Raw genomic sequence first — 22,491 nt, forward strand, 5'->3', positions numbered from 1 at the left:
AATGTGCTACTAGAAAAGTACGGTGGTTATGGTTTAATCAAATATGGCTTGGATTTACGATATTCGGCAATGATTCTGTTTCTTTTAAAAACAATCAGGTTAAGTAATGGAATAGCGGTGACGGCGAGAGGGACGAGCGCACTTCCTGCTACAGCTAAAATTTTACCTGCTTCCACCGATTCTATCTCATTTGCCAAGTTTAAAAAATGTGAAGATCCGGCTCCTAAACTGAGGCAAAAGCCAGCGGTGAGAAATGCGATCGCCACAGCATCTTGCTTCAAAAAACCTCTTTTAAGCTGCTCGTGAATCCTAGGTTGAGCTAACGCATAAACTAACAGACAGCAACCAGAACTAGCTAAAATAAAAGAGATCACTCCCATACCAACTCCAAAAGGTGATTCCGACATTCCCAACAGCAGAAAAACCAAAGAAGAGAAAATCACAAGTCCAGAAGCTGCAAATGCCGCGATTGTCACACCCCTACTATTCGCAACACTGCCAACTGAAGCACCAACTAAAGCTGACACCACAAAGCAAACTAGCAAAGCGGTTGCTTTACCTATACTATTAGTAAAACCACTACCAATAATCGATTCAAAAGTCTTTGCTACAAGAACCATTGCTGTAATTCCCAAAGTAGCTCCAAATACAGAGCCAAACGAATTTACTTCAGTTCCATTCACTTCTGCATTGAGCGTCTTTTCTGCTGCTGCAAATCCCGTGACTAACAGAGTTACAAGCATAAAAAGACTCTGTATATCTATTTGCCTACTCAGCAGCCAACCGACTAAGATAAACAAAAACATAAAACTCAGTCTATCTTTAGATAAAGATGGCATTTGTTTAGCTTGGGGAAGACTAGCCGTTGTAACTTCAATAGCAATTTTGTGGGAATCGGGCTCAGAATTAGCGTGCAGTATAATCTGGCGATGATAAGTTTTGTTTGCTAGCAATTTGCTCGAATCTACCGTAATTTGGCACTCAACCTCATTGCCTTCAAACTTATAGGTTTTAAAGAAGATCCAAGGATGGTCGTAAGGAGTATGAGGCGGGTCGTTTGGATGCGGTGCTACTTCCCATCTACCTGCTAAAATCGTATTGGGAATTGGATTGCTTACCCTCACGGTTCGTGTTATTTTTTCCCCTAATTCTGTGGTGGTAAATTTAAGCCGAGCGCGCTCAATTATCACTTTCGGCAAGCTGCTGACATCCAAAGATTTTAGCGCAGTTAAAGCATCCGCAGCCGATGGATATCTGTCTTGCAATCTCGGCGCTACCATCCTCTCCAACCAATTCATCCAACCCTGCTGCAATGGCGGTACTAAATGCCGGAAATGAATGCCATAATTGGCATCAACTAAATTACCGACATCCGCAGATTTCGTACCAGTTAACAAGCAAATCAGCGTTATTCCCAAGCCGTAAAGATCCGAGGCTTTGGTTAATTCTCGGTTGAACATTTGTTCCGGTGGCATGAATCCCATCGTGCCTTTGACGACGCTGCTAGCCGCGATATTTCCACCTCCTAACCGCGCAAAACCGAAGTCAACTAAATAAACATTGAGTTCGTCATCTATTAACAAGTTTTCTGGTTTGATGTCGCGGTGAATTATCGGGGGTTTCTGAGCTTGCAGGTCAACTAAAATATCTAAAGTGGCGATCGCAATTTGCTTGATATCCGGCGGCGAAAAAGTCCGCGCGACAGCAGATTCGGCATTTTTGTATTCCTGCACCATGCAGAAACCGCTGTCAGTTTGAAAAGAATCGAGATAGCGGGGAATGCCCGGAAAATCCAGATTTTGCAAAACTTTAATTTCTTGTTCGTAAGCTTCGTATTCTGTCCAGCTAGCACCTAATTGAGCGAATTGAAATTGCTTAATTACAACTAATTTTTGAGTATTCGTATTTTTCGCTAAGTATGTAACTCGGCCGCCGAGACTGTTGTGTCCGAGTTCTTTTTCAATCTGATAGCCGTGAGTGGAAAAATCGGGGAAGGGGTTCATATAGTTTGTAGTAATGTTCTTGTGGGATGGGCTTCGAGCCCGTCATTAACAGGCAAGATATCTGTTACACAAACAGTGAAGTTTTTTTAGATGGGCTTCGAGCCCGTCATTAACAGGCAAGATATCTGTTACACAAACAGTGAAGTTTTTTTAGATGGGTTATATCCTGTCAGCAACAGGCAAGATGCCTGTTCCACAAAGAGTTATTTTTTTTTGGGATAGATCGACATTGAAGTTTTTTTAGATGGGTTATATCCTGTCAGCAACAGGCAAGATGCCTGTTCCACAAAGAGTTATTTTTTTTTGGGATAGATCGACATTACCAACATAACTTTTTTCCAAAAAGGCGGCAAGTGCGGTATGATGTGATTTCGCGATCGGTTCTAGCGGGGAGCAGCCGTTAGAGGAAACGGGGAAAGTTCGGTGCAAGTCCGGCGCTGTCCCGCAACTGTAATGAAACCGTTGTGGTTTCTCAAGTCAGAATGCCCGCCGATATCTAACTCACTTTTGAACGCATCTGCGAGGTACGGATGATGGATGGAATTAACACGGCTGTACGCACAAAGCACAGTTTATTTGTTTGCACGGCTTGCGCTAGTGTTTGGAAAAACGGCAAGCGCGAAGGTAAAAGCGGCGGTCAACAATTTATGGAAAATTTGTCGCAACTCGCTAAAGATTGGGAGTTTTCTGATAAGTTTGAGATTCAAGAGGTTGAGTGCATGAGTGCTTGCAGTCACTCTTGTGCGGTGTCTTTTGCTGCTGTTGGAAAGTATACTTATCTGTTTGGTGATTTACCAGCAAATGAGTTGGAAAGCGTCGAGGCTGTACTAGAATGCGCGGGTCAATACTATGCTAAACCGGACGGTTTGTTGCCTTGGTCTGAGCGCCCTCAAGCTCTGAAAAAAGGCGTTTTAGCAAAGATTCCTCCGCTCGCAAATTAGAGCCTTTCTCGTTACCATGCTCTGCCCATTGGTGACAACTTAACGTCAAACCGATCGTCTCTCTTGTTGTTATCGAAATCTAGATCCCCCCTAACCCCCCTTAATAAAGGGGGGACAAGAAATATTCTCAAAGTCCCCCTTAAGAAGGGGGATTTAGGGGGATCTAGACTTCGCTTAAAAGCGACTTTTATTGTAGATTTCAGTCTTAAGTTGTCACCTACGATCTCGGTCTGGTAACACATATGCAGAGGCTCTGCCTCGTATTAAAAGCGCTCGTTTATTCCAGCGAGGCTCTGCCTCTAGATTAGCATTCCCAAGCAGAGCTTGGGAACGAGATATCCCACCATCAAATAAGCACAAAATTATCAATGCACAAAATCCCTGTTACTGTCATCACTGGTTTTCTTGGTAGCGGCAAAACTACCTTAATTCGCCACTTATTGCAAAATAATCAAGGTCGCCGCATTGCTGTTCTGGTGAACGAATTTGGCGAAATCGGAATTGACGGAGAATTGCTGCGCGATTGCCAAGTTTGCGACGAAGAAGAAAATGTTAGCAGCAATATTGTAGAACTAACAAATGGTTGTCTTTGCTGCACTGTTCAAGAGGAATTCTTGCCGACTATGCAGGAATTGTTGAAGCGCCGAGAACAAATTGATTGTATCTTAATTGAGACTTCGGGTCTCGCACTTCCTAAACCTTTGATTCAAGCTTTTCGCTGGCCGGAAATTCGCACCGGTGCTACAGTAGACGGTGTTGTTGCTGTTGTCGATTGCGAAGCTATTGCTAGCGGTTCTTTTGTCGGTGATATCGATGCTTTGATGGCACAGCGACAAGCAGATGATAGTTTAGATCACGAAACTCCGATCGAGGAATTGTTTGAAGACCAGTTAGCCTGTGCCGATATGGTACTTTTAACGAAGGTCGATCGCGTAGATGCTGAAACTCACAAGAAAGTCCAAAGCTGGTTGCAACAAGAGTTGCGTCCGAGTGTGAAAATTGTTCCCTGCAAAAGTGGCGAAATTAACCCTGATGTGCTAATGGGATTTAATGCGGCGGTTGAGGATGATTTGGAGTCTCGCCCGAGTCACCACGACACTGAGGAGGAACACGAACATGATGATGATATTAACTCGACTTTCTTTATTGCCGATCGCGAATTTGAACCTGAAGCATTGGTGAAAAAACTGCAATCCTTGATGCAGCAGGAGGAAATCTATCGGATTAAAGGGTTTGTGGCGGTTCCCAAGAAACCGATGAGGATGGTGTTGCAAGGTGTGGGTTCGCGCATAGAATATTTTTACGATCGCCCTTGGCAACCTTCCGAACTCCGCCAAACCAAATTAGTGCTGATCGGTCGAGAGTTAGAGCGCGATCGAATTGCAGCTATGATTAACAACTAATTGTCCTCTCAGAGGGGCGGGTTTATCGATATTTTGAATTGCAGCAAATATTATTGGTAAAACTCGCCCCTACAAGCTCTCACGAACAATTTATTAACATTATTTAATATTGTGGGCGCTGCCAGCAAGTCTGGTGTACAATAGCGATAATGGTTATCATTGTACAATAATCGAGGTCAAGTATGGTGACTGCTGGGGCGATCGAATCAGTTCCTGTTACCGTTCTCACGGGCTATCTGGGTGCAGGCAAAACCACGCTACTGAACCGCATTTTAACACAGGAACACGGCAAAAAAGTTGCAGTCATCGTCAACGAATTCGGCGAAGTAGGCATCGACAACCAACTGATAATTGATGCCGATGAAGAAATTTTCGAGATGAACAACGGCTGCATTTGCTGTACAGTCCGAGGCGATTTAATTCGGATTATCGGCAACTTGATGAAGCGGCGAGACAAATTCGATCACATAGTCATCGAAACCACAGGTTTAGCCGACCCCGCACCCGTAATTCAAACATTTTTTGTAGACGAAGATATGCGGGACAAATTGCTGCTAGACGCAGTTGTCACCGTAGTCGATGCCAAGCACATCTGGCAGCACTGGGACGCAGACGAAGCTCAAGAACAAATTGCCTTCGCTGATGTAGTTTTGCTCAACAAAACTGATTTAGTGACAGAGGAAGAATTGGCAGAATTAGAAAAGCGAATTCGCGCCATGAATGCAATGGCAAAAATTCACCGCACGCGCAACGCTGAATTACAAATGGATGCTTTGTTGGGCGTCAAAGCATTTGATTTGAACCGGGCATTAGAAATCGAACCCGACTTTTTGGGCGAACACACTCACGAACACGACGAAACTGTTACCTCGGTAGCAATAGTAGAATCCGGCGCCATTGACGGCAACAAATTTAGCGATTGGATTGAGGAATTGTTGCGAACTCAAGGCCAGAATATCTTTCGGACTAAAGGCATTTTGAATGTCGCCGGAGACAACAAGCGATTTGTTTTCCAAGGAGTACACATGGTGTTTGATGGCAGACCAGATAGACCTTGGAAAGCTACCGAAACTCCGAAAAACGAGCTTGTATTCATCGGTCGCAACTTAAACGAAAATCAATTGCGAGAGGATTTTCGTAAGTGCCTGGTTTAACTGACATCTTGAAGCATTTTTAATAAGCCTTTTAGGAACAGGCAAGATGCCTGTTCCACAAGAAGAAAATTCATCACTTGTGGAACGGGCATCTTGCCCGTTCTTAAGAAGAGTGCAACATCTCAGATTCAATAAATATGGGTAACAAAAAGACAAATAAAAGTGAACAAACCCTGGAAATTCATGCCGAAGCCATGCTGTCTGACTACATAACTGCTGTTACTTGGTCGCCGGATGGCACAACTTTAGCAGTCTGTTCCGCTGCGGGCGAAGTGATGCTGGCGAAAGTAGGGGCAGTTAATGAATTGTCCTTGCAAACGCTACAAACTGCCACGGGTAAATCAGCCGATTGCTTGTCTTTTTCCCGCGACAGTCAATTCCTAGCTGCTGGCGGACAAGATGGAAAAGTGCGAATTTGGCGCGTTAATTCTGGGGAATTAATTGCTGATTTGGATAACCAGCGCGTCTGGGTGGATAAGTTAGCTTGGAGTCCCAACTGCAACCAGTTAGCTTTCAGTATGGGCCGCTACGTTCAAGTATGGAATGCTGAGGATAATGTTGTTGAAGTAACGCTCAATTTCGACTCATCATCTATCTTAGATTTAGCATGGCATCCTATGGTTCAATATCTGGCAGTTAGCGGCTATCAAGGTGTCAAAGTTTGGCATGGTGAAGACTGGGACGAAGACCCGGAAATTTTATCAGTACCCTCCGCCACAGGTGCAGTTTCTTGGTCGCCACAAGGGGAATATTTAGCTTGCGGCAATATGGACAATACTCTAATTGTTAGTGAATGGGGCAATTTTGAACCGTGGGTAATGCAGGGTTTTCCGGGGAAAGTTCGGGAGTTAGCTTGGTCGGATAAAACTAATTCCTTGGGTGCGCCTTTGTTAGCTGCTGCGAGTTCTGAAGGCATTTCAGTGTGGGAAAAACACGCTGATGAAAGTGTCGGTTGGGATTCTTGGGGGTTAGAAGTTCATGAAAAAGTTGTAAATGCGATCGCCTTTCAACCTACCACATTTTTATTAGCTTCCGCAGCCGCAGATGGTCAAGTTTGTTTGTGGGACGAAGCAGAACAATTGCTGCAAATTCTAGAAGGTGCAGAGGGCGGTTTTTCCTGTCTCGCATGGCATCCCGAAGGCCAGTTTCTCGCCGCTGGCGGCTGTGGAGGCGAATTGCTTGTTTGGTCAAAGTCTATGCGCGACAAAGGCTTCGGGCGACGCTAAGTTCGCATACGCACCCGCTTGACCAAAACATATACAATTGAAAACTTTAGGACTTACCCACGGAACCCAGAAACCGGGTTTTTCCAGCGTCTACTTCGTTGCAGACCGTATCGAGTAAAAAACCCGGTTTCTCAGTGTCGAAGTGTGTCCTGGAGTGTTATCCCCTCTTTCTTGTCAAAATCCCTTGACTGGGACTGAACAGCAAAGCTACTAAAAATAACCCAAAAACAACTAATACAATTGCCGCACCAGACGGCATATTCAAATAATAGCTGAGATACATACCAGTTACGCTAGCTATAATCCCAATAATAGCTCCTAATCCCATCATTAAGTGTAGCTCTTTTACCAACAAATACGCCGTTATTCCCGGCCCGATTAACAGCGAAATTACTAATAGCGCCCCTACAGTTTGCAAACTCGCAACAATCGTCAGCGTAATCGCCGAAATCATCCCCAAATAAATCCAGTTTACAGGCAAACCGCACGCTTGCGCTCCCAGAGGGTCAAAAGTATAGAATAGCAGTTCTTTGTAAAAGATTTTAACCGTCGCCAAAATTATCAAACTTATCACAAAAGTCTGCTGCACATCGGCAGGTGCAACTGACAAGATATTCCCGAACAGAAACCCGTCTAAGTCTAATTTAGTTGTCCGCAATAGGCTAATCAGCGTGATGCTAATTGCTAAAAATGTAGACAAAATTAATGCCATAACTGCATCAATTTTTAGGCGCGATTGCGATTGTATCCAGGTCATTATTACCGCGCTGATAATTCCCGATATAAACGCGCCGATCGAAATATTGAAACCTAAATAAAAAGCAATCGGCAATCCTGCTAATACTGAATGGGCAATCATGTCAACCATCATTCCCATTTGCTGTACAATTAAATAAGATCCAACAACGGCGCAGAGAATTCCCAGCAAAACGCCGACGGCGATCGCATTTCGCATGAACTCGAATTTTAGCGGCTCAATTAGCAAATTTAACATTGAATTAGGTCAATAATAGGATTTTTTCAACCACAATCAACTGCACAGGCGGGACGCCCGTGCCACAATCAACTTTAAAGATAAATCTTTTTTTGCTTACGCCGAAACTAAACTTAAATCGTATCCATAGGCTTTTTGAATATTGGCGGCGGTGAGGACTTCCCGGCAGGAACCAGTTGCAATTAACTGCTTATTTAGCAATAATAAATTGTCGTACTGTTTTAAAGTTTCGCCTAAATCGTGGCTGATTACTAGCAGGGTTTTATTTTCTGCTTTTAGTTCGGCAAAAATATCGAAAAGAATTTCTTCGGTGGCTTGGTCGATCGCGTTGAAAGGTTCGTCGAAGAAGAATAAATCGGCTTGTTGGGCGATCGACCTTGCTAAGAAAATCCGCTGCTGCTGTCCGCCAGAGAGTTCGCCAATTTGCCGATCGCGCAAATCCCACATTCCCACCCGCAGCAAAGCAGCTTTCACCAATTCTTGCGAGTGTTTCGAGGGACTGCGAAACCAACCAGTCTGGACAGTTCGTGCCATCATTACCGCATTCCACACAGTAATCGGATAATCCCAGTCAATTTGCGATCGCTGCGGCACATAAGCCACCCGCGATAACTGTTGCTTCAACAACCGCCCCTGATATTTCACCAAACCCCGACAGGCCGGGATCAATCCCAGCATCGCTTTCACCATCGTGCTTTTCCCCGCGCCGTTGGGGCCCAACACACCGGTTAATTGCCCCGATTCTAACTGGAAATTCACGCTGTTGAGGGCCGAAATTCCTCGATAATTGACAGCTAAGTCTTGCACTTCTAACATAATTCGAGATTTTGAGAACGATTCTTGCTCGTAGCTACTAGAATAGGATAACTCGAAAAAGCAATAACGATTATCGTTCCAAAGGTGAAAATGTTAAAGAACTGGGCTGGAAAAAGCGGCAGATTGTGCGGTGCGGCTGTTTTGGCAATCGGCTGCGGGGTGGTTGGGTGCAGTGGAGGACAGAACGCCAGCAATCGGACGCCAGAGAGTCCGGCCGCAACTCAAACTCCAGCCAGTCCCGCCGCCAACTTGCCCAAAGTCGTCGCCACGACTGGCGTTATCTGCAACTTAACTAAAGAAATCGCTCAAAGTTCGATCGACACCACCTGTCTAATTAAGCCGGGAGACGACCCCCACGCCTACCAAACTAAGCCGGAAGACCGCAAAGCGATTGAAACAGCAAATCTGATTTTATACGGCGGCTACAACCACGAACCCAGCATCATTAAGTTAATTGAATCTAGCAGTAATTCCGCACCCAAAATCGCCGTACATGAACTCGCAGTTCCCAAACCGCTGATAGGCGAACACGAGCACGAACACGGCGAAGAGAAAGCCCAAAATCAACCCCATGCAGAAGGCGAAAAAGTCCCTGACCCTCACGTTTGGCATAACCCTCAAAATGGCATCCGTATGGTAGAAACAATTCGGGATGAATTGATCAAAGTTTCCCCCACCAATGCTCAACTTTTTACAAAAAATGCAGCCAGCTTAACAGATGAGTTGCAAAAAATAGATACTTGGATAAAAGCTCAAATTGCGACTATTCCCGCCCAAAAACGCAAGTTAGTAACAACTCATGATGCTCTGAGTTACTATGCCGATGCTTACGGTTTGGAGATGGCTGGAGCTTTGCAGGGTGTGACGACAGAGGAACAGCCCACCGCAGCAAGAATTGCCGAATTGTCCTCAGAAATTAAGACGGCAGGAGTGCCAACAATTTTTGCCGAAACTACAACTAATCCGAAGTTGATGGAGACTGTGGCGAGGGAGGCAAATGTCGAAATTTCCGACAAGGAACTTTACAGCGACGAGTTAGGCGGCCCTGGCACAGGTGCTGATACATATCAGGGAATGCTGAAAACTAATACTTGCGCGATTATTTCTGGCCTCGGTGGCAATTGTACTTCCTTTGCAGGAGAAACTGCACCAACTCCCAAACCATAGACTTTCTAAAGTTCGCCTACTAGCAAGCATCTTACCTTTGCTGGGTACGAAGCAAAAAGCAGCGTTTGCAATCGCAGGGGTTTTCGATTGCAAACGCTGCGTTTGCTGCGATGACTTTAAGGTGAATTTTGCTCCTCGGTACTGGGGGGTTTTTGGCCAATTCCCAATTGCTTCTTAGAGGATTTTAAGTCTTTCCAAAGCATCTTAATATCTTTATAGGCTTTCTCAGCGCTAATTTTACCCCCAGTTTCTAGCGAGCAAATATAAGTTATTTTTTGAGCAAACTCCTGCAAATTGGCATTAAACGCCAAGTTTTCTGGCGTGAAATCACCGTAGTAGCGATTGCGAGGATGTAAAAAATCTTCCCGCTCTTTCATTGCCCCCTCCTAATTTAACTTTTGGTTTTCAACTTTTGGTTCGGTCTCTGCTGTTAATAGCACTATTTCTACTCAGTATCGCGGCGCTAACTTGCTTCTATTGTATTGCGTAAGTAGCAATTGTGCTTTTTCGCTCTGTATTTAGTCTATTAATGCAGTCTTAACCTTAAGTTAGCTTTATCTTAACTTTTGTTTAACCTAAAAGCAAAAAAATTGGGAAATGCGGTGTTCGCATCTCCCTTGAGATATATTTGGCAGTTTGTTGATTAACCTTTTCTGAAACCGAATATTTATTTGTGGCACTCGCAGCCGGTGTGGCCGCAGCCTTGACCGTTGGGGTGCCCGTCAGCGCAAGCACTGGAACAGTATGTTTTGCCCTCTTTTTCAATGGCTTCGCTGGGGCTGACAACGCACGAACATGAAGGACAGGCACATTTTGTTTGGGTGGCGGTAGTCATTTTACATTCTCCTGGTGGGGTTGTTTGTCTGTAATTATATATGAACACATATTCAGATATACGTCAAGGGAATGTAAAAGTTTTGTTACAAAAGGTTTGGTGATCGCAGTAAAATGAAAATGAGAATTAAAACTAGCCGGCAAAAGATGTCACCCAACTCTGCTGTTAATGGAGCGATAAGTCAGCCTCACCAAAAAAACGATACACCAACGTGCGATCCATCGCACTTAGTTGACTGTTTGCGGGCCGGGGACATCCAAACACAAGTTCTCAACACCGCAAAAGCTCAGCGGATGGCTGAGTTTTTCAGTCTTTTGGGGGATGCGAATCGCCTGCGGTTGCTGTCGGTTTTGGCAAAACAAGAACTGTGCGTGTGTGACTTGGCTGCGGCGTTGAGTATGAGTGAGTCAGCAGTATCGCACCAGTTGCGGGCATTGCGGGCGATGCGGTTGGTAAGTTACCGCAAGGTTGGGAGACAAGTTTTTTATAGTTTACTCGATCGCCACGTTTTGGAACTTTACCAAGCCGTCGCCGAACACTTAGACGAAGCAGATTAAGCTTTTGGGCATTGGGCATTGGGCATTGGTAATCAATTTAAAATTCTGTAGGGGCGGCTTTTACGAATAATCTCGGCCTAAGACCAATAATCTCGTAAACCCGCCCTCACCAAACTCGATATCAATCTTTAACGGTGTGGCCCGTAGCAACAACCGCCTGTTTAATTGACTCTTCAGAAGCTTGAGCTTCTACTGTAACAGTCTTAGCTGCGACATCCACATTCACAGTAGCATCGGATTCAACAGTTTTGATGGCTTTGGTAATTGTATCACCGCAGCCGGAACAGACGATCGAGGGAACGTTAAGTAGTATTGCCATAATTAAGCAAAATTTCGTAGATGACAGTATTATTTTTTATTTTAATCTAAATTCGTGAAACACGCGCTTTCGCCGATTCTGGCAGGGGTTTAAACCCCTGCCTCAAAGCTCAATTCGCTTAAAACTGATATCTTGCACCATTGTCAATTAACCTTTTATGAACAGGCTTTCGGGCCTGTTCCACAAGAAAATTTATCTTTTGTGGAACAGGCCCGAAAGCCTGTTGCTGACAATGGTGCAAGATATCAGTTAAAACCGACTGTAGAGTTTGACGTTAAAAGTTATACATTATCCCCTACGAATATCACTTCAAACTTAATAGTTACAGGTTTTCTAGGCAAATATTACACTTGCCTCGGACAACCATTTTGTAAGGTGTGACCCTTACCGGACGTACTACCACGCCCTGTATTCCCTCGACAAAAGCGTTGGGAAATGCTTTTCTAACAATGTTCGCACTGCCATTCACATCTGCATTGATAAGTCTGCCATCACCAGCACGAAACAAACCTCGCTTAATTCGCTTACCTTTGTACTCTGAATGCTTTACACAAGGTTCATTATCCAAAAAAGAACACTTTGAAGTGTAACTTTTTTCAATAACTTTCACAGCTATTCCTGCTAACTGCGCTTTGTAAATTAGCATTTCAATAAACCTTGCATGAGGTATTGCTACGAAGTTCTGATTAGTCCGCTTGCCTAGATTTATGCCCTGTTTCCACCCATCGTTTTTACCAATCACCAGTGTCCCGATTCGGTTAGCTGCCAGATGATTGATGATGAATCGACTAGCGTTGTGCAGGTAATTATCTATTTTTACATGACGCTTGTGTGTGAATTTGTCAATTTTGTTTGATGTCTTTCTCTCTACCTTCAAATATGACTGCAATACAGCTTTCTTTTTGTGATAGTAAGCATTGATTGATTTGAGCGGTTTGCCATTTATTATCAGGGGGACAAACCCCTTTTGATTGGATGTAATTGTGGCTAAGTTATTGAGACCAATATCAATCCCTGCTATCCCTTCAACAACTATCGATGATGATTGAGTTATATCCTGGGACTCATAAACTACCTCCAGCGAGTAATGGTAAGTTTTTGGGACGATTCTGACTTGATTTACGACCCGAACTTTAGTAGTCAGAAATATATCAGTCAAAGAGAGTTTTATGATTCCTTTTTTGAGCCATTCTTTACTGATGGCTTGAGCGGTATAAGTCAGGACATTTCTGCCTAATGTTTTGTGTTTGTATCTGGGTATTTTTGGTCGGGCTTTGAATTTCTCTGGATGGATGGTATATTCCTTGGTAGCAGCAAAAAATGATTTCCAACTTTCATGTAATCTCAATAATACTTGCTGAGATACTTTGGCTGGTAATGCTCGATAGTCTATTGTTCCCTGACATAGTTTCTGTATTTTGTAATAATCGAGGTATTCTCCTTTGAGGATAAATTTTTGTCGGATTAGGTAGTTAGCGTAGTTGAAAAGATTCTTAGAAAGAAAGCACAAATTATCTAGCTGCTTGTATAGCCAGTGGGTTCTATCGATCGTGTGCTTTTCAACTAGCTGCATTGTTTGGCCGTTATTTTGACTGTACTATACTAGAAATGGCTAGAAATGGCTAGAAAGTTAATGAAGTTTTACAATACCTGGGTCGGCAAATTAATATCGGGTATGGACCGGTGGGCGGCGGCGGCGAAAGCCCGCAAACTCGCAACTAAATCTACCATATCTGCTAAAGAAAGAGCTTGCCGCGCGTCAGAAACCGATTTTTCCGGTTGCGGGTGACATTCAATAATTAATCCGTCTGCACCGCAAGCAACCGCTGCTTTGGCTAGTGGTGCGACTAATTCTCGCTTGCCGACGGCGTGAGAAGGGTCTACTATTACTGGCAAATGAGTTAACTGTTTCAGCGCTACGACTGCACCTAAATCTAATACGTTTCGGGTGTAATTGTCGAAGCTGCGGATGCCTCTTTCGCAGAGAACTACATGAGGATTTCCGTGACTGAGAATGTATTCGGCGGCCATCACAAATTCTTCGATTGTGGCTGATAAGCCGCGTTTTAGCAGGACTGGTTTTCCGGCTTGACCGATCGCCTTTAGTAACTCGAAGTTTTGCATATTGCGACTGCCTAATTGCAGCATATCAGCATAGGTGACAACTGGCTCGATTTGGGCGATCGACATTACCTCTGTCACCACGGGCAAACCGTAACGCCGGCTGACATCGGCTAAAATTTCGAGTCCCTCAATTCCCATGCCTTGGAAAGCATAGGGAGATGTGCGGGGTTTGTAGACTCCGCCTCGCAAAGCTTGCACGGAGGCGGCGGATAGTTGGCGGGCGACTGTTTCCATTTGTGCGGAACTTTCGACGGTACAGGGGCCGCCGATGATTAATAATTCTGTGCCGCCGACTGAGACTGTTTCTGAGAGTTTGACAATTGTTTGGTGTTCGGGATGAGATTTGGTTACGAGTTTGGCTTCTAACATGAGGGTATTTTCCTGGAAATTTAAGTGGGTGGTTGACAACAAAAAACCCGGAACTTTTAGGGGTTCCGGGTTGGTGCGAAAAGACAGCGCGACAATTTACCCAGAACTTTTGTTGGGCCAAAAATAAAAGCTGTAGTACCAGTTACGGAATAATGTCATTGCTGTTTTCGCTTGTACTCGATTGGTTGTTGGGAAAAGAAGTAGAAAAAACAAAACCGCAGGTGTTAGTCTGCGGTTCGCCCGGATGTTCACAGTGAATTGCAAATTCACTTCGGGCGAACTTGGCTGTACCAAAAATAAAGATAGCTGTTGGCTGTGAACTTGGCTGTGAACATAGCTGAAGTGCTGCGATTTGTGGATTAAACACAATACTATTCGACAAGCTAGCACAGACTGGTAGGAATGTCAAGCATTTTTTTGCAAAATGTATGGAAATGGCAATGGCGTTTAACTCGGCGCGGTTGTCGTTTTTTGGCTATGTCTGTTTTTATATCGATATAGGGACAAGCAGACAAGTCCTTATATCGACAAGCGACCCTATCCGATCGCGCGCCTGTGTGTCACGCTAGACACATAGACAAATCGATATAGCGATATGGAAACTTTGACTACAAGTAAAACTGTGTCCGTAAAAATCTATCTACCTGAAGAGACAAGAGCCAAGTTCAAAGCATCTTGCGCCATGCGTAGCCTCAGCATGAATGAGGTTCTGTTGGAGTACATCGAAACTTGGTTACAGGAAAACGAACCCGTTTTAGAGCCAAAGCCGCAGCGCGTCAAGACGATCGCCAAAACAGAGGAAACAGACTGATGACCGATCGACTATATCGAATAAACGGCATCCTCGAACAAACCGCGAGGGACAAATACTGAGAGATTCAGACAACCCAGAGAAATCTTGGGAGGATTTAGAAGCCTAACTGCTTCCTCACCGTCCTTTTTATGCCCCTGGCGAGACTGAAATTGAAAAAGACCTTTATGCTAAGCGACGATGTGCTCAGCATAAAATGAAGGCTGAAAAACGCCCCGATATTGCAGGCCGCTCTTATTAATACTGCACGGAGACAAATAATGATGACTAACTCGAATTACCGACTGCTACCTGCCAGAGATGAGTATGTCCAAGTGTCTATCTATCTCAATCGGGTGCATTTGGACGGATATACGCCCGATCGCGCGATCGCACAATTGATCGAAATGGGTTATGCTCCTACTTTGCAATATCAGTGGAATCCAAAACGAAATGAGTTTGATTTATTTGCTCTGATTCACGATCGCCCGATCGCCGATTCACTGATGGATAAAGAGGCTTGTGATGCTCTCTGGGCTGCTTTTAATCAATCTTCGCTTTACGTGATTGGTTGCGAGGCGGCGCAAAATTCTAACTGGCTAGCGGCACACAGCTTTAATGATCCGCGCCGTCACGCTACGCCGGAAGAAATCGAGCCTCTGGAAGCAAATGCTACGGCCGCTGCTTAATATTTTTGTCCTGAGCGCAACTGGCACAAAAAAGGTTTTTATACCAATTTAATGTGAAGTTGCACATATCTCGATCCCCCTAAATCCCCCTTAAGAAGGGGGACTTTGATCGGAATCTTGTCCCCCCCTTGTTAAGGGGAGCTAGGGGGGATCGAGGGCCTAAGTAGTAAGGTGGAGTTCGATCGCTCTTTTCGCCCCTTAATCAGGAATATGTCTCGTTTATAGCTTCGTTTCGATAGTCCCTAACGCCTCTTATTAAGGGGGGCATGAGTATTTAAAGTCCTCATGTATTTCTCGTTTATACCTTGGTTTCGATCTCCCCTAACCCCCCTTAATAAGGGGGGGACAAGAGGGAGCTTTTCGAGGGGAGGGGGAACGATACTTTGATGCAAGGGAGATATATTGATTAATCCCAGCCAAAGTCTCGATCGCACAATTCGGCTAGTCTTTGGTTGTGCGATCGAAAATATGCTCTCAATTGCTCGTATACTGTCTCGCTGATGGGGGGATATTGGGTGGCGTTGTATTTTTCGTAGGTTTGTAGTTGGTGCGGCGGCAATTCTAGAAATTCTAAGACGCTGTTGTATGTGCCGAAGGGATTGGTATACAAGTCTTCGCTTTTGAGGATTAAAAGTTGTGATTTGGGAAAAAGTTTTATCCAGGCTGGGAGTTGATCGGCGTAAATGCCGCGGGTTAGATAACTGTGGTGTTGGTGTTCGTAGCTGTAGTAGTTTGGGTCGGTTTGAAGTTTTTCTATTTCGCCTTTGAGTCTTTCGGGTTCGGAGGCGATCGCACTTTCTAATGATAGGGATTCGTAGCCTATTTTGATATAGTAATAATAGTGGGAGATTGCGCGTTCTACTGGGTTTCTCAGCAGGGCGATTATTTTAACTTTGGGATATAAATCGTGGATTCGTTGCGGAACTTGGGGGTGACAAATATAGTAGGGGCTGGCTTCTCCGGTTAGTAGATTTTCGCCTGTTTGGGGCTGGGGAAATTGGGAACAGTACCAGTCTGGGCTTTTGTCGAAGTTGAAGTCGAAGTAATGGATTTCTTTTTGGGCTGCGGGGGCGATTTGGGGATGTTGGATTAAGTAATTGTACAGAGATGTTGTGCCGCCTTTTTGGGCGCCGATGATGATGAAGTCGGGGGGTTTGGGGGGTTGTTTCATGGGTGGGGATGGTAGGTTTATATTTGGCACTTGTACTGACAGTGTGCCGGGGGGTAAAACGACAATTCGATCGCACTGACTGACATCTTGCACTATTTTGGAGAACAGGCAAGATGCCTGTTCCACTCATAGTTCAATTTTCTTGTGGGTTGGGCCGGAGAGCCCGCGCCTAAAAGGCTGATTGACTATGGTGCAAGAGTTGAGATCGCACTTTGACGCCTTACGGAAATTCGATCGCCCAATTTAGATTTGAGCGCGCTGACAGGCATAACCACTCGATCGACCGATCGTGATTGTAGATTCCGGTGGTTGAAAAGCGCTAGCAACGCGAACACACCAACAAAGCCCGCTAGACAAGGGCTGGGAAATACATCGCATACGATCCCGATCACTGTTTTTGGGTGATCGAATTCACTCTGGCTCTGGCCACTGACATTTTAATTTAACTAGATTAGAGTGGAGTTAGGAATATCTAATCCGTGGGGGGCAAATCTTTCGCGGAAAAATATATTATTATCGGCGGCGATTTTGGTTGCGGGTTTGTGGGTTTTATTTTCCAGCCAAGGTACAGATTTAAATTTGTGCAAGAGGCTGATATGCAAGTTGCAAAAAATGGGAACAATAAAGATGGGATTGTACTGTCGAGCAGTAACTACCAGCAATACCATCTCTGAAATTATTCAGGAAGGCGTCAATGTTTAAGAGCAAATTATCCAAAGTTATCGTATCCCTGCTGCGGCGGATTGCTGGTGTTACCAGATCCGGGGCCAAGCGGCTGATGAGAGCAATGCTGCAAACCCTGATGGCTATGGGCCGGAGGGCGAGACTACCGATGGCGGGGTTTGTGCTGCCGACGGTGACGATGGTGTTGCTGGTAGTTATATTGTTGACTGTGGCGATTACGCTCCGATCGTTCGATCGGGCTAATACGGCGCGTAACGTGCGCGTGAACCAGCAGGTGCTGGCGGCGGCGACTCCGGCGCTCGATCGGGCAAAAGCGAAAATTCAGTTCGTGCTATACGAAGATCCGCAAAGACCGACATCAACTCCCTCCGATGCAGAATTGTACCGGATGATGTCAGAAAACACTGGAACTAGCGATTTGTATAAGTTTGGTGACGAGGAGCGTTTGATACTTAAGTATCCAGTCAACGGTACAAGCCTGACTAACGCAAACAATCCTAAATTACCACCAGTTCAAAATAGCGGAGCCGGAATCGTAGAAAGCGAAGCGATCAATACAGCTTGGAGATATCCCGTCGATACAAATAACGACGGCAAGTTTGACACTTTTACCCTCTACGGAATATTTTTTCGCAATCCTCCTCTCGATGCAACATCTCTAGAAGTCGCAAGGGCGAGAAAGCCACTGGACGCCAGAACGCCGCCGATGTCTTTGGGAGTTTTAGAACCCGCTTGTGCGGCGGCCGGGGCAGGCGATAACGTCGCTACGTTGGTGGGAGACTCCGGCTGGTACAAGCTAGACGGTAAGCTGAGCAAAAGTTTCTTTGTTTACACAGTAAACGTACCGATTAAAGATCCAGCAGAAGCTGCTGCTTTGGGTGCTAACTATCAAGCCTTCACGGGAACTTCCAGCATATCCGCACTAGAATACCAGCAAGACCAAAGTCGCATTCCCCTCAGCAACAATGCGGTAGTTTATGAAGACGACTTAGACATATCTCCCGGCGTTTCTCTGAATTTAAACGGGCGGATTTTGACAAATAGCAATTTATTAGTAACGGGGGTGAATAATCCAAGAGACGTTAAATTATTTGAAGTTAGCAGCAAAGGCTCTTGTTTCTACGACCAAGAAAATAGCCGAATTCAGGTTGCAGGTAACGTAGTCAATGGTTGGGCAGGTAACACCAATAGTAACCCCGCAGTAGTACATCTTTTCAAAACTAAAGCAAGCGCCGAGCAACCAGACGCAACCCCAGAAGTCCTAATTAACCCCACAAATCAATCAGCTCCTACCAATACCAGCCTTGATGTACTTTACAACGGCAACGCATACTCGCGGCGGTTAAATGCGCTAGTAGAGGGGCAAATGTCAAAGCCTGAAACCGATGATCCAGTTTCAGTTTATCGATTGGTGAATCCCCCAGCAGGTAGCACCCAACAGCCCCTAAGCCGCTCTAATGCACTGGAATCTTATTTCAAAGAAAGGCTGCGGAAAGTGCCTTTCAAAGAAGCACCTCTGGGAAGTGACGGGGGAGTAGCAGATCCGGCGGTAACACCTTACACTGCTTACCTTCAAGAAAGTGGCGATCGCCTCAGACCCATAGATGCTTGGAGTCTTCCTACAACTGGGAATGCACAGGTAGGGAGTGCCACCGGGCCGACAGGGCTTACCCTCGATCTCACTAAACTGCCGTCAAGAAACCCGGAAAAGATTGAGAGCGAAGAAAATTTGGGCGAGAGGGTATTAGTAGGCAACAACTTACCAGCCCAGCGATGGGACGCCACCCAATCCAAATTCGTTGGCGCGGCAGACCCACAAGATGTTGGTGGCCCTACCCCCTGGACAGGTGGAGAGCCTGGTCGCACCCGCAAGTCGCAGGTGACGAAGATTGCTGACGTGGGAGCAACAGACCGCGGTAATGGTTGGGGAGAAACCCCCGGTTCAGCCACTCCGCCCTTTAGAGATGGTTTCTGGGAAGCAGCAGCAGCTCAAACACCGAGAAATCCCCTTGATGGAACTGGCGGTTTGCGGGTAATTACCAGTGGTGGCGTGTACGATCGGACTTACTCCTTCCTGCCACCGCCTAGGTGGACAGATGCAGACGGCCCAAAACAAGGTCCCGCATCTGTAGCTATCGGTCCCACGCCCTCCACTACTTACGACGACCCAGCAACTGCTCAGGAGGAAAATTATCCCGTAGTCTGGCCGGACACCATGCCGATGTCGCCGCTCGGGCCTGGTTCTCAGGTATACAACAACAACAGCCCAACAGGTGGTTGGGAAGCTTGGCCGGCCGGAGCCACAGCCGACGGTACGGGTCTAGATCCTATAACAGTCGCCTCTACTACTCTAATTCCCGGAATTAAGGAAGAGGCTGCCACCGCTCGGAAGTTTGCCAAAGGCGACTTGCGGATGCGGGCAACTGCTGTTTATCATTACGCAGATAATGGCTACAACCCAGACGCGATTACTGGTACTGCCCAACCAGACCAAAAGCCGTATGCCTGTGTTAGCAGTTACTACGACCCCAGCAATGCTTTTACAGCCAGAAATATTACGAGTCTAGTCGGTAATGGTCTACCCGCTGATGTCAGCGGGCAGGGTGGGGCAGCGCCATACGTAGCAAGACAGGCTGCGACACTAGGATCTCCGCAGGCATTCATCGGCTCTAACAACGGCATCACATACACCCCCAACAAAGCAAGACCCAGACCCGGCCGTTCTAATGTGGGTGCTGGCGGCTTGCTGACGGGTGGCGACCCAGTTTTAGACATACAAGCCAGCTTAGTCTTCCCTGACGGTCGGTTTGCCAACGGACCATTGAGAACAGCCCTACAAGTGCCTGAAACCGCTCGCACACTAGCACAAAAAGCTGCGATCGACTCAACATACTGTGCACTCGACATTCTCAGCAGGGCGATCGCTCCCAATCGCAACTTGATTCCCCACGGAGCAATTCAAGAAGTAGCATTTTTGAGTGGCAGAGAAATTAAGGCGATCGAACGTGACAACGTTGCTACCCCCAACGTTAACGAAGCCTTTACGCTTAGCGGCCCTGTTCCTCTAACCAACACCACAAGATTAAAAGTCAATTACAATCAGCCCCTAGAAGAACGGCAACCCCTAGAAATTCGTGCGACTCAGCTAGATATCAAAGCCCTGCGGGGGGAAAAAGATAAACCAGTTGCTGGGGAGTGGTTGCTGCCCAACAGCGGGATTATCTACGCCAGCCGGGACGACGCCCTGCCCGATCGTAGCGATCGAACGGGCACTCCAGCCACTGGGCTTGATGAAGCCACAAGCAAAAGAGTCAGTCCATCAGACTCCACCCTCGACCCCACTCGCAAGCCAAACGGGATTGTCCTGATTAACGGCGACTTTCTATTTCGGGGCGGCAACACTCCCACAGGTGTAACTACCGTAGCAGATGTAGTGAAGGAAAAAGGTCTGACCTTAGTATCCAACTTGCCAGTCTACATCCAAGGCAGATTTAATGCCCACGGCCGTATCCCCCCCGCACCTGTTGGTGGGCCACCGCCAGCTTTTACCGAAGTTGAAGAATTTAAGACTACTGTAAATTCAACTTGGAGCAACTTTTACGGTCGCACTAAAGATGACCTCGATTCCAACTTTGCTTGTCGCCAGGGCGACCCCAGGCTCCCCTCATGTGGTGGGGACTACTGGAGACCGGCCAATGTTCTGGCAGATGCTGTCACCCTCCTATCAGCAAAATATCGTTTTGGCTTCCGGAACGAAGGAGATTTTGACCTGCGAAATAATGCGGGTGCTGAGGCCGTACTGCGCCGCAGACAAAGAGGATTTTTCAACAACAACTTTGTCACTAACGGACTTTCCAGCGGGGCCTTTTTAGCTAATGGCAATTTAAAGGCACCAGCAGATGCGATAGCGGTGACAGACGCTACCTACAGAAGTACCACCACTCCTCCTCCCGTTCAAATTACAAGTTCTTACTTCAACAACTTTGTGACTCCCGTTCAACGGCGCGGGCTTTTGCCAGAGTATCTGATGGAAGTTTGTAAGAAACTACCCGTTTCTGAGTGTGGGGATGCTGACTGGTTTGTGGATCTAACACCCGGCAGTGAGCGGACGGCATTCCAGGCAGTCCCGGCGGGAGCTGCGACGGCTTATGTTGCACCTGCTGCGGGCGCTTCTTTTCAAGCTGGTTCAACATTCGATCCCCCGCTTCCGGCATTACAAAGATTCCCGCGTCGCGTCGCTTTTGCAAGAAATGCTAGTAATCAATTGTTAACGCCCGCAACTCCACAGCCTTTGGCGATCACGGGAGGGGCTACTATTGCGCCTGTTACGCCAGGAACTAATCCTCCCGCTCCCATTGCAGCCAGAGCTAATTCTCTGTGGTTTGCGGGTGGGGCGGGCACGCCAGTTTACAATAATAGCAGCCCCCTCTATATGGTAAATACCGGCGTCGCTAACGCCAGAGACGGCAGCAATACACCACTACCAGCCTTACTAGCGGGAGCAACACCAGAACCCCCAGTCCTACCTTTACAGGGAACGCAGCCCTTATTGTTGCCCTTCTCGCAGATCCGAGATGTGGCAGCTACTCCACCTGCCACTCAGGGTGGACAAACTGCGAGAAACACGGGATGGATAGCGCGAGCTGAAAATACAACTTTCAATCTCGTCATCGCAGCGGGCGACACTCCCTCTCAAAACCTCAACGGCACAGTCGGCGACTTTAACGGCGGCTTACAAAATTTGCCCAGATTCTTGGAAAGCTGGAATGCTGGCACTGATGCTACTAATATCAAGGGTTCTTTTATCCAGCTAAACCGCAGCGCCTTTAGCACAGCACCCTATCTGTCAATCCTAGGAGGAACTCCTTTAGGTTCAACTCCAGCCGATAAGATAGTAAGCCTGTTCGATCGGTTAAATCCACCTACTACTTCACTGGTAATTCCCGTCATATATAACGTTGATGGCGCAGGAGATATTCCCTACTTCAGCCCGCCCAAGAGGAACTGGGGTTATGACGTGGGCTTGTTACCTCAGCCGCCGGATTTATTCACTCAAAAGTTCACTACTCCTCCCTCAACGAGTCAACCGGCCGAGTTTTTCCGGGAAGTGCCTCGAAATGACCCGTGGGTAAAAACTTTGATGTGTGGAGTCAAGGAAGACGGTGGTAGCCCCGCTACTTCTTCTATTGCCCCCACAGAATGTGCTAGTTTCCCTTACTAACCTGCCGCCGCGCAATTACTGGAGTCCT

18 protein-coding genes and 1 riboswitch are annotated in these 22,491 nt (G+C 46.4%); of the genes, 9 read left to right on the forward strand and 9 right to left on the reverse strand.

What is annotated here, in order from left to right; genetic code table 11:
• Positions 1-26: 26 nt before the first annotated feature.
• Positions 27-2,003: a serine/threonine-protein kinase gene (locus tag QUB37_RS09880; protein WP_333161401.1), complete on the reverse strand. Its 1,977-nt coding sequence runs from the start codon at positions 2,001-2,003 to the stop codon at positions 27-29.
• 361 nt (positions 2,004-2,364) lie between these two features.
• Positions 2,365-2,511: riboswitch (cobalamin riboswitch) on the forward strand.
• 22 nt (positions 2,512-2,533) lie between these two features.
• Here QUB37_RS09880 and QUB37_RS09885 point away from each other — a divergent pair.
• The 4 genes from QUB37_RS09885 to QUB37_RS09900 all read left to right on the forward strand — a co-directional run bounded on the left by QUB37_RS09885 (position 2,534) and on the right by QUB37_RS09900 (position 6,727).
• Positions 2,534-2,944 carry a DUF1636 domain-containing protein gene (locus tag QUB37_RS09885; protein WP_333161403.1) on the forward strand — a complete coding sequence of 137 codons (411 nt, stop codon included), beginning with the start codon at positions 2,534-2,536 and terminating at the stop codon, positions 2,942-2,944.
• A gap of 368 nt (positions 2,945-3,312) precedes the next feature.
• Positions 3,313-4,347, forward strand: coding sequence for a cobalamin biosynthesis protein CobW (cobW, locus tag QUB37_RS09890; RefSeq protein WP_333161405.1), 1,035 nt, complete (start codon positions 3,313-3,315; stop codon positions 4,345-4,347).
• Between the two features lie 182 nt (positions 4,348-4,529).
• Positions 4,530-5,501 (forward strand): GTP-binding protein, encoded by a 972-nt coding sequence (locus QUB37_RS09895; protein ID WP_333161407.1) that lies wholly within the window; start codon positions 4,530-4,532, stop codon positions 5,499-5,501.
• Positions 5,502-5,638: 137 nt separating this feature from the next.
• A complete protein-coding gene (locus tag QUB37_RS09900; RefSeq protein ID WP_333161409.1) occupies positions 5,639-6,727 on the forward strand; it encodes a WD40 repeat domain-containing protein in 1,089 nt (362 codons plus the stop codon).
• A gap of 157 nt (positions 6,728-6,884) precedes the next feature.
• Here QUB37_RS09900 and QUB37_RS09905 read toward each other — a convergent pair whose 3' ends face one another.
• On the reverse strand, positions 6,885-7,721 hold the full coding sequence (locus QUB37_RS09905; RefSeq protein WP_333161411.1) for a metal ABC transporter permease: 837 nt from the start codon (positions 7,719-7,721) through the stop codon (positions 6,885-6,887).
• 96 nt (positions 7,722-7,817) lie between these two features.
• Entirely contained in the window at positions 7,818-8,537 is a 720-nt protein-coding gene (locus QUB37_RS09910) for a metal ABC transporter ATP-binding protein (protein ID WP_333161413.1), read from the reverse strand.
• Between the two features lie 90 nt (positions 8,538-8,627).
• Here QUB37_RS09910 and QUB37_RS09915 point away from each other — a divergent pair, with 90 nt between their 5' ends.
• A complete protein-coding gene (locus QUB37_RS09915; RefSeq protein ID WP_333161415.1) occupies positions 8,628-9,704 on the forward strand; it encodes a metal ABC transporter solute-binding protein, Zn/Mn family in 1,077 nt (358 codons plus the stop codon).
• Positions 9,705-9,820: 116 nt separating this feature from the next.
• Here QUB37_RS09915 and QUB37_RS09920 read toward each other — a convergent pair whose 3' ends face one another.
• Both QUB37_RS09920 and QUB37_RS09925 read right to left on the reverse strand, forming a co-directional pair.
• On the reverse strand, positions 9,821-10,081 hold the full coding sequence (locus QUB37_RS09920) for a DUF7219 family protein (RefSeq protein ID WP_006631574.1): 261 nt from the start codon (positions 10,079-10,081) through the stop codon (positions 9,821-9,823).
• A 290-nt stretch (positions 10,082-10,371) separates the two neighbouring features.
• On the reverse strand, positions 10,372-10,539 hold the full coding sequence (locus QUB37_RS09925; protein WP_333161417.1) for a metallothionein: 168 nt from the start codon (positions 10,537-10,539) through the stop codon (positions 10,372-10,374).
• A 146-nt stretch (positions 10,540-10,685) separates the two neighbouring features.
• Between QUB37_RS09925 and QUB37_RS09930 the strand changes: the two genes are divergently transcribed.
• Positions 10,686-11,096 (forward strand): metalloregulator ArsR/SmtB family transcription factor, encoded by a 411-nt coding sequence (locus QUB37_RS09930; protein ID WP_333161538.1) that lies wholly within the window; start codon positions 10,686-10,688, stop codon positions 11,094-11,096.
• 121 nt (positions 11,097-11,217) lie between these two features.
• Here QUB37_RS09930 and QUB37_RS09935 read toward each other — a convergent pair whose 3' ends face one another.
• From QUB37_RS09935 to aroF, 3 genes are all read right to left on the reverse strand, one after another.
• A complete protein-coding gene (locus QUB37_RS09935) occupies positions 11,218-11,415 on the reverse strand; it encodes a heavy-metal-associated domain-containing protein (protein WP_333161419.1) in 198 nt (65 codons plus the stop codon).
• 322 nt (positions 11,416-11,737) lie between these two features.
• On the reverse strand, positions 11,738-12,988 hold the full coding sequence (locus QUB37_RS09940; RefSeq protein WP_333161421.1) for a transposase: 1,251 nt from the start codon (positions 12,986-12,988) through the stop codon (positions 11,738-11,740).
• 68 nt (positions 12,989-13,056) lie between these two features.
• On the reverse strand, positions 13,057-13,908 hold the full coding sequence (aroF, locus tag QUB37_RS09945; RefSeq protein ID WP_333161423.1) for a 3-deoxy-7-phosphoheptulonate synthase: 852 nt from the start codon (positions 13,906-13,908) through the stop codon (positions 13,057-13,059).
• 595 nt (positions 13,909-14,503) lie between these two features.
• Here aroF and QUB37_RS09950 point away from each other — a divergent pair.
• Both QUB37_RS09950 and QUB37_RS09955 read left to right on the forward strand, forming a co-directional pair.
• Positions 14,504-14,719 (forward strand): plasmid partition protein ParG, encoded by a 216-nt coding sequence (locus QUB37_RS09950; RefSeq protein WP_333077478.1) that lies wholly within the window; start codon positions 14,504-14,506, stop codon positions 14,717-14,719.
• Positions 14,720-14,979: 260 nt separating this feature from the next.
• Entirely contained in the window at positions 14,980-15,387 is a 408-nt protein-coding gene (locus QUB37_RS09955; RefSeq protein WP_333161425.1) for a hypothetical protein, read from the forward strand.
• Between the two features lie 406 nt (positions 15,388-15,793).
• Here QUB37_RS09955 and QUB37_RS09960 read toward each other — a convergent pair whose 3' ends face one another.
• Positions 15,794-16,684 carry a sulfotransferase domain-containing protein gene (locus QUB37_RS09960; RefSeq protein ID WP_333161427.1) on the reverse strand — a complete coding sequence of 297 codons (891 nt, stop codon included), beginning with the start codon at positions 16,682-16,684 and terminating at the stop codon, positions 15,794-15,796.
• Positions 16,685-17,252: 568 nt separating this feature from the next.
• Between QUB37_RS09960 and hpsA the strand changes: the two genes are divergently transcribed.
• On the forward strand, positions 17,253-22,463 hold the full coding sequence (gene hpsA, locus QUB37_RS09965; protein WP_333161429.1) for a hormogonium polysaccharide biosynthesis protein HpsA: 5,211 nt from the start codon (positions 17,253-17,255) through the stop codon (positions 22,461-22,463).
• Positions 22,464-22,491 lie beyond the last annotated feature (28 nt).

Source organism: Microcoleus sp. AT3-A2, from assembly GCF_036705685.1.
Taxonomy (GTDB): domain Bacteria; phylum Cyanobacteriota; class Cyanobacteriia; order Cyanobacteriales; family Microcoleaceae; genus Microcoleus.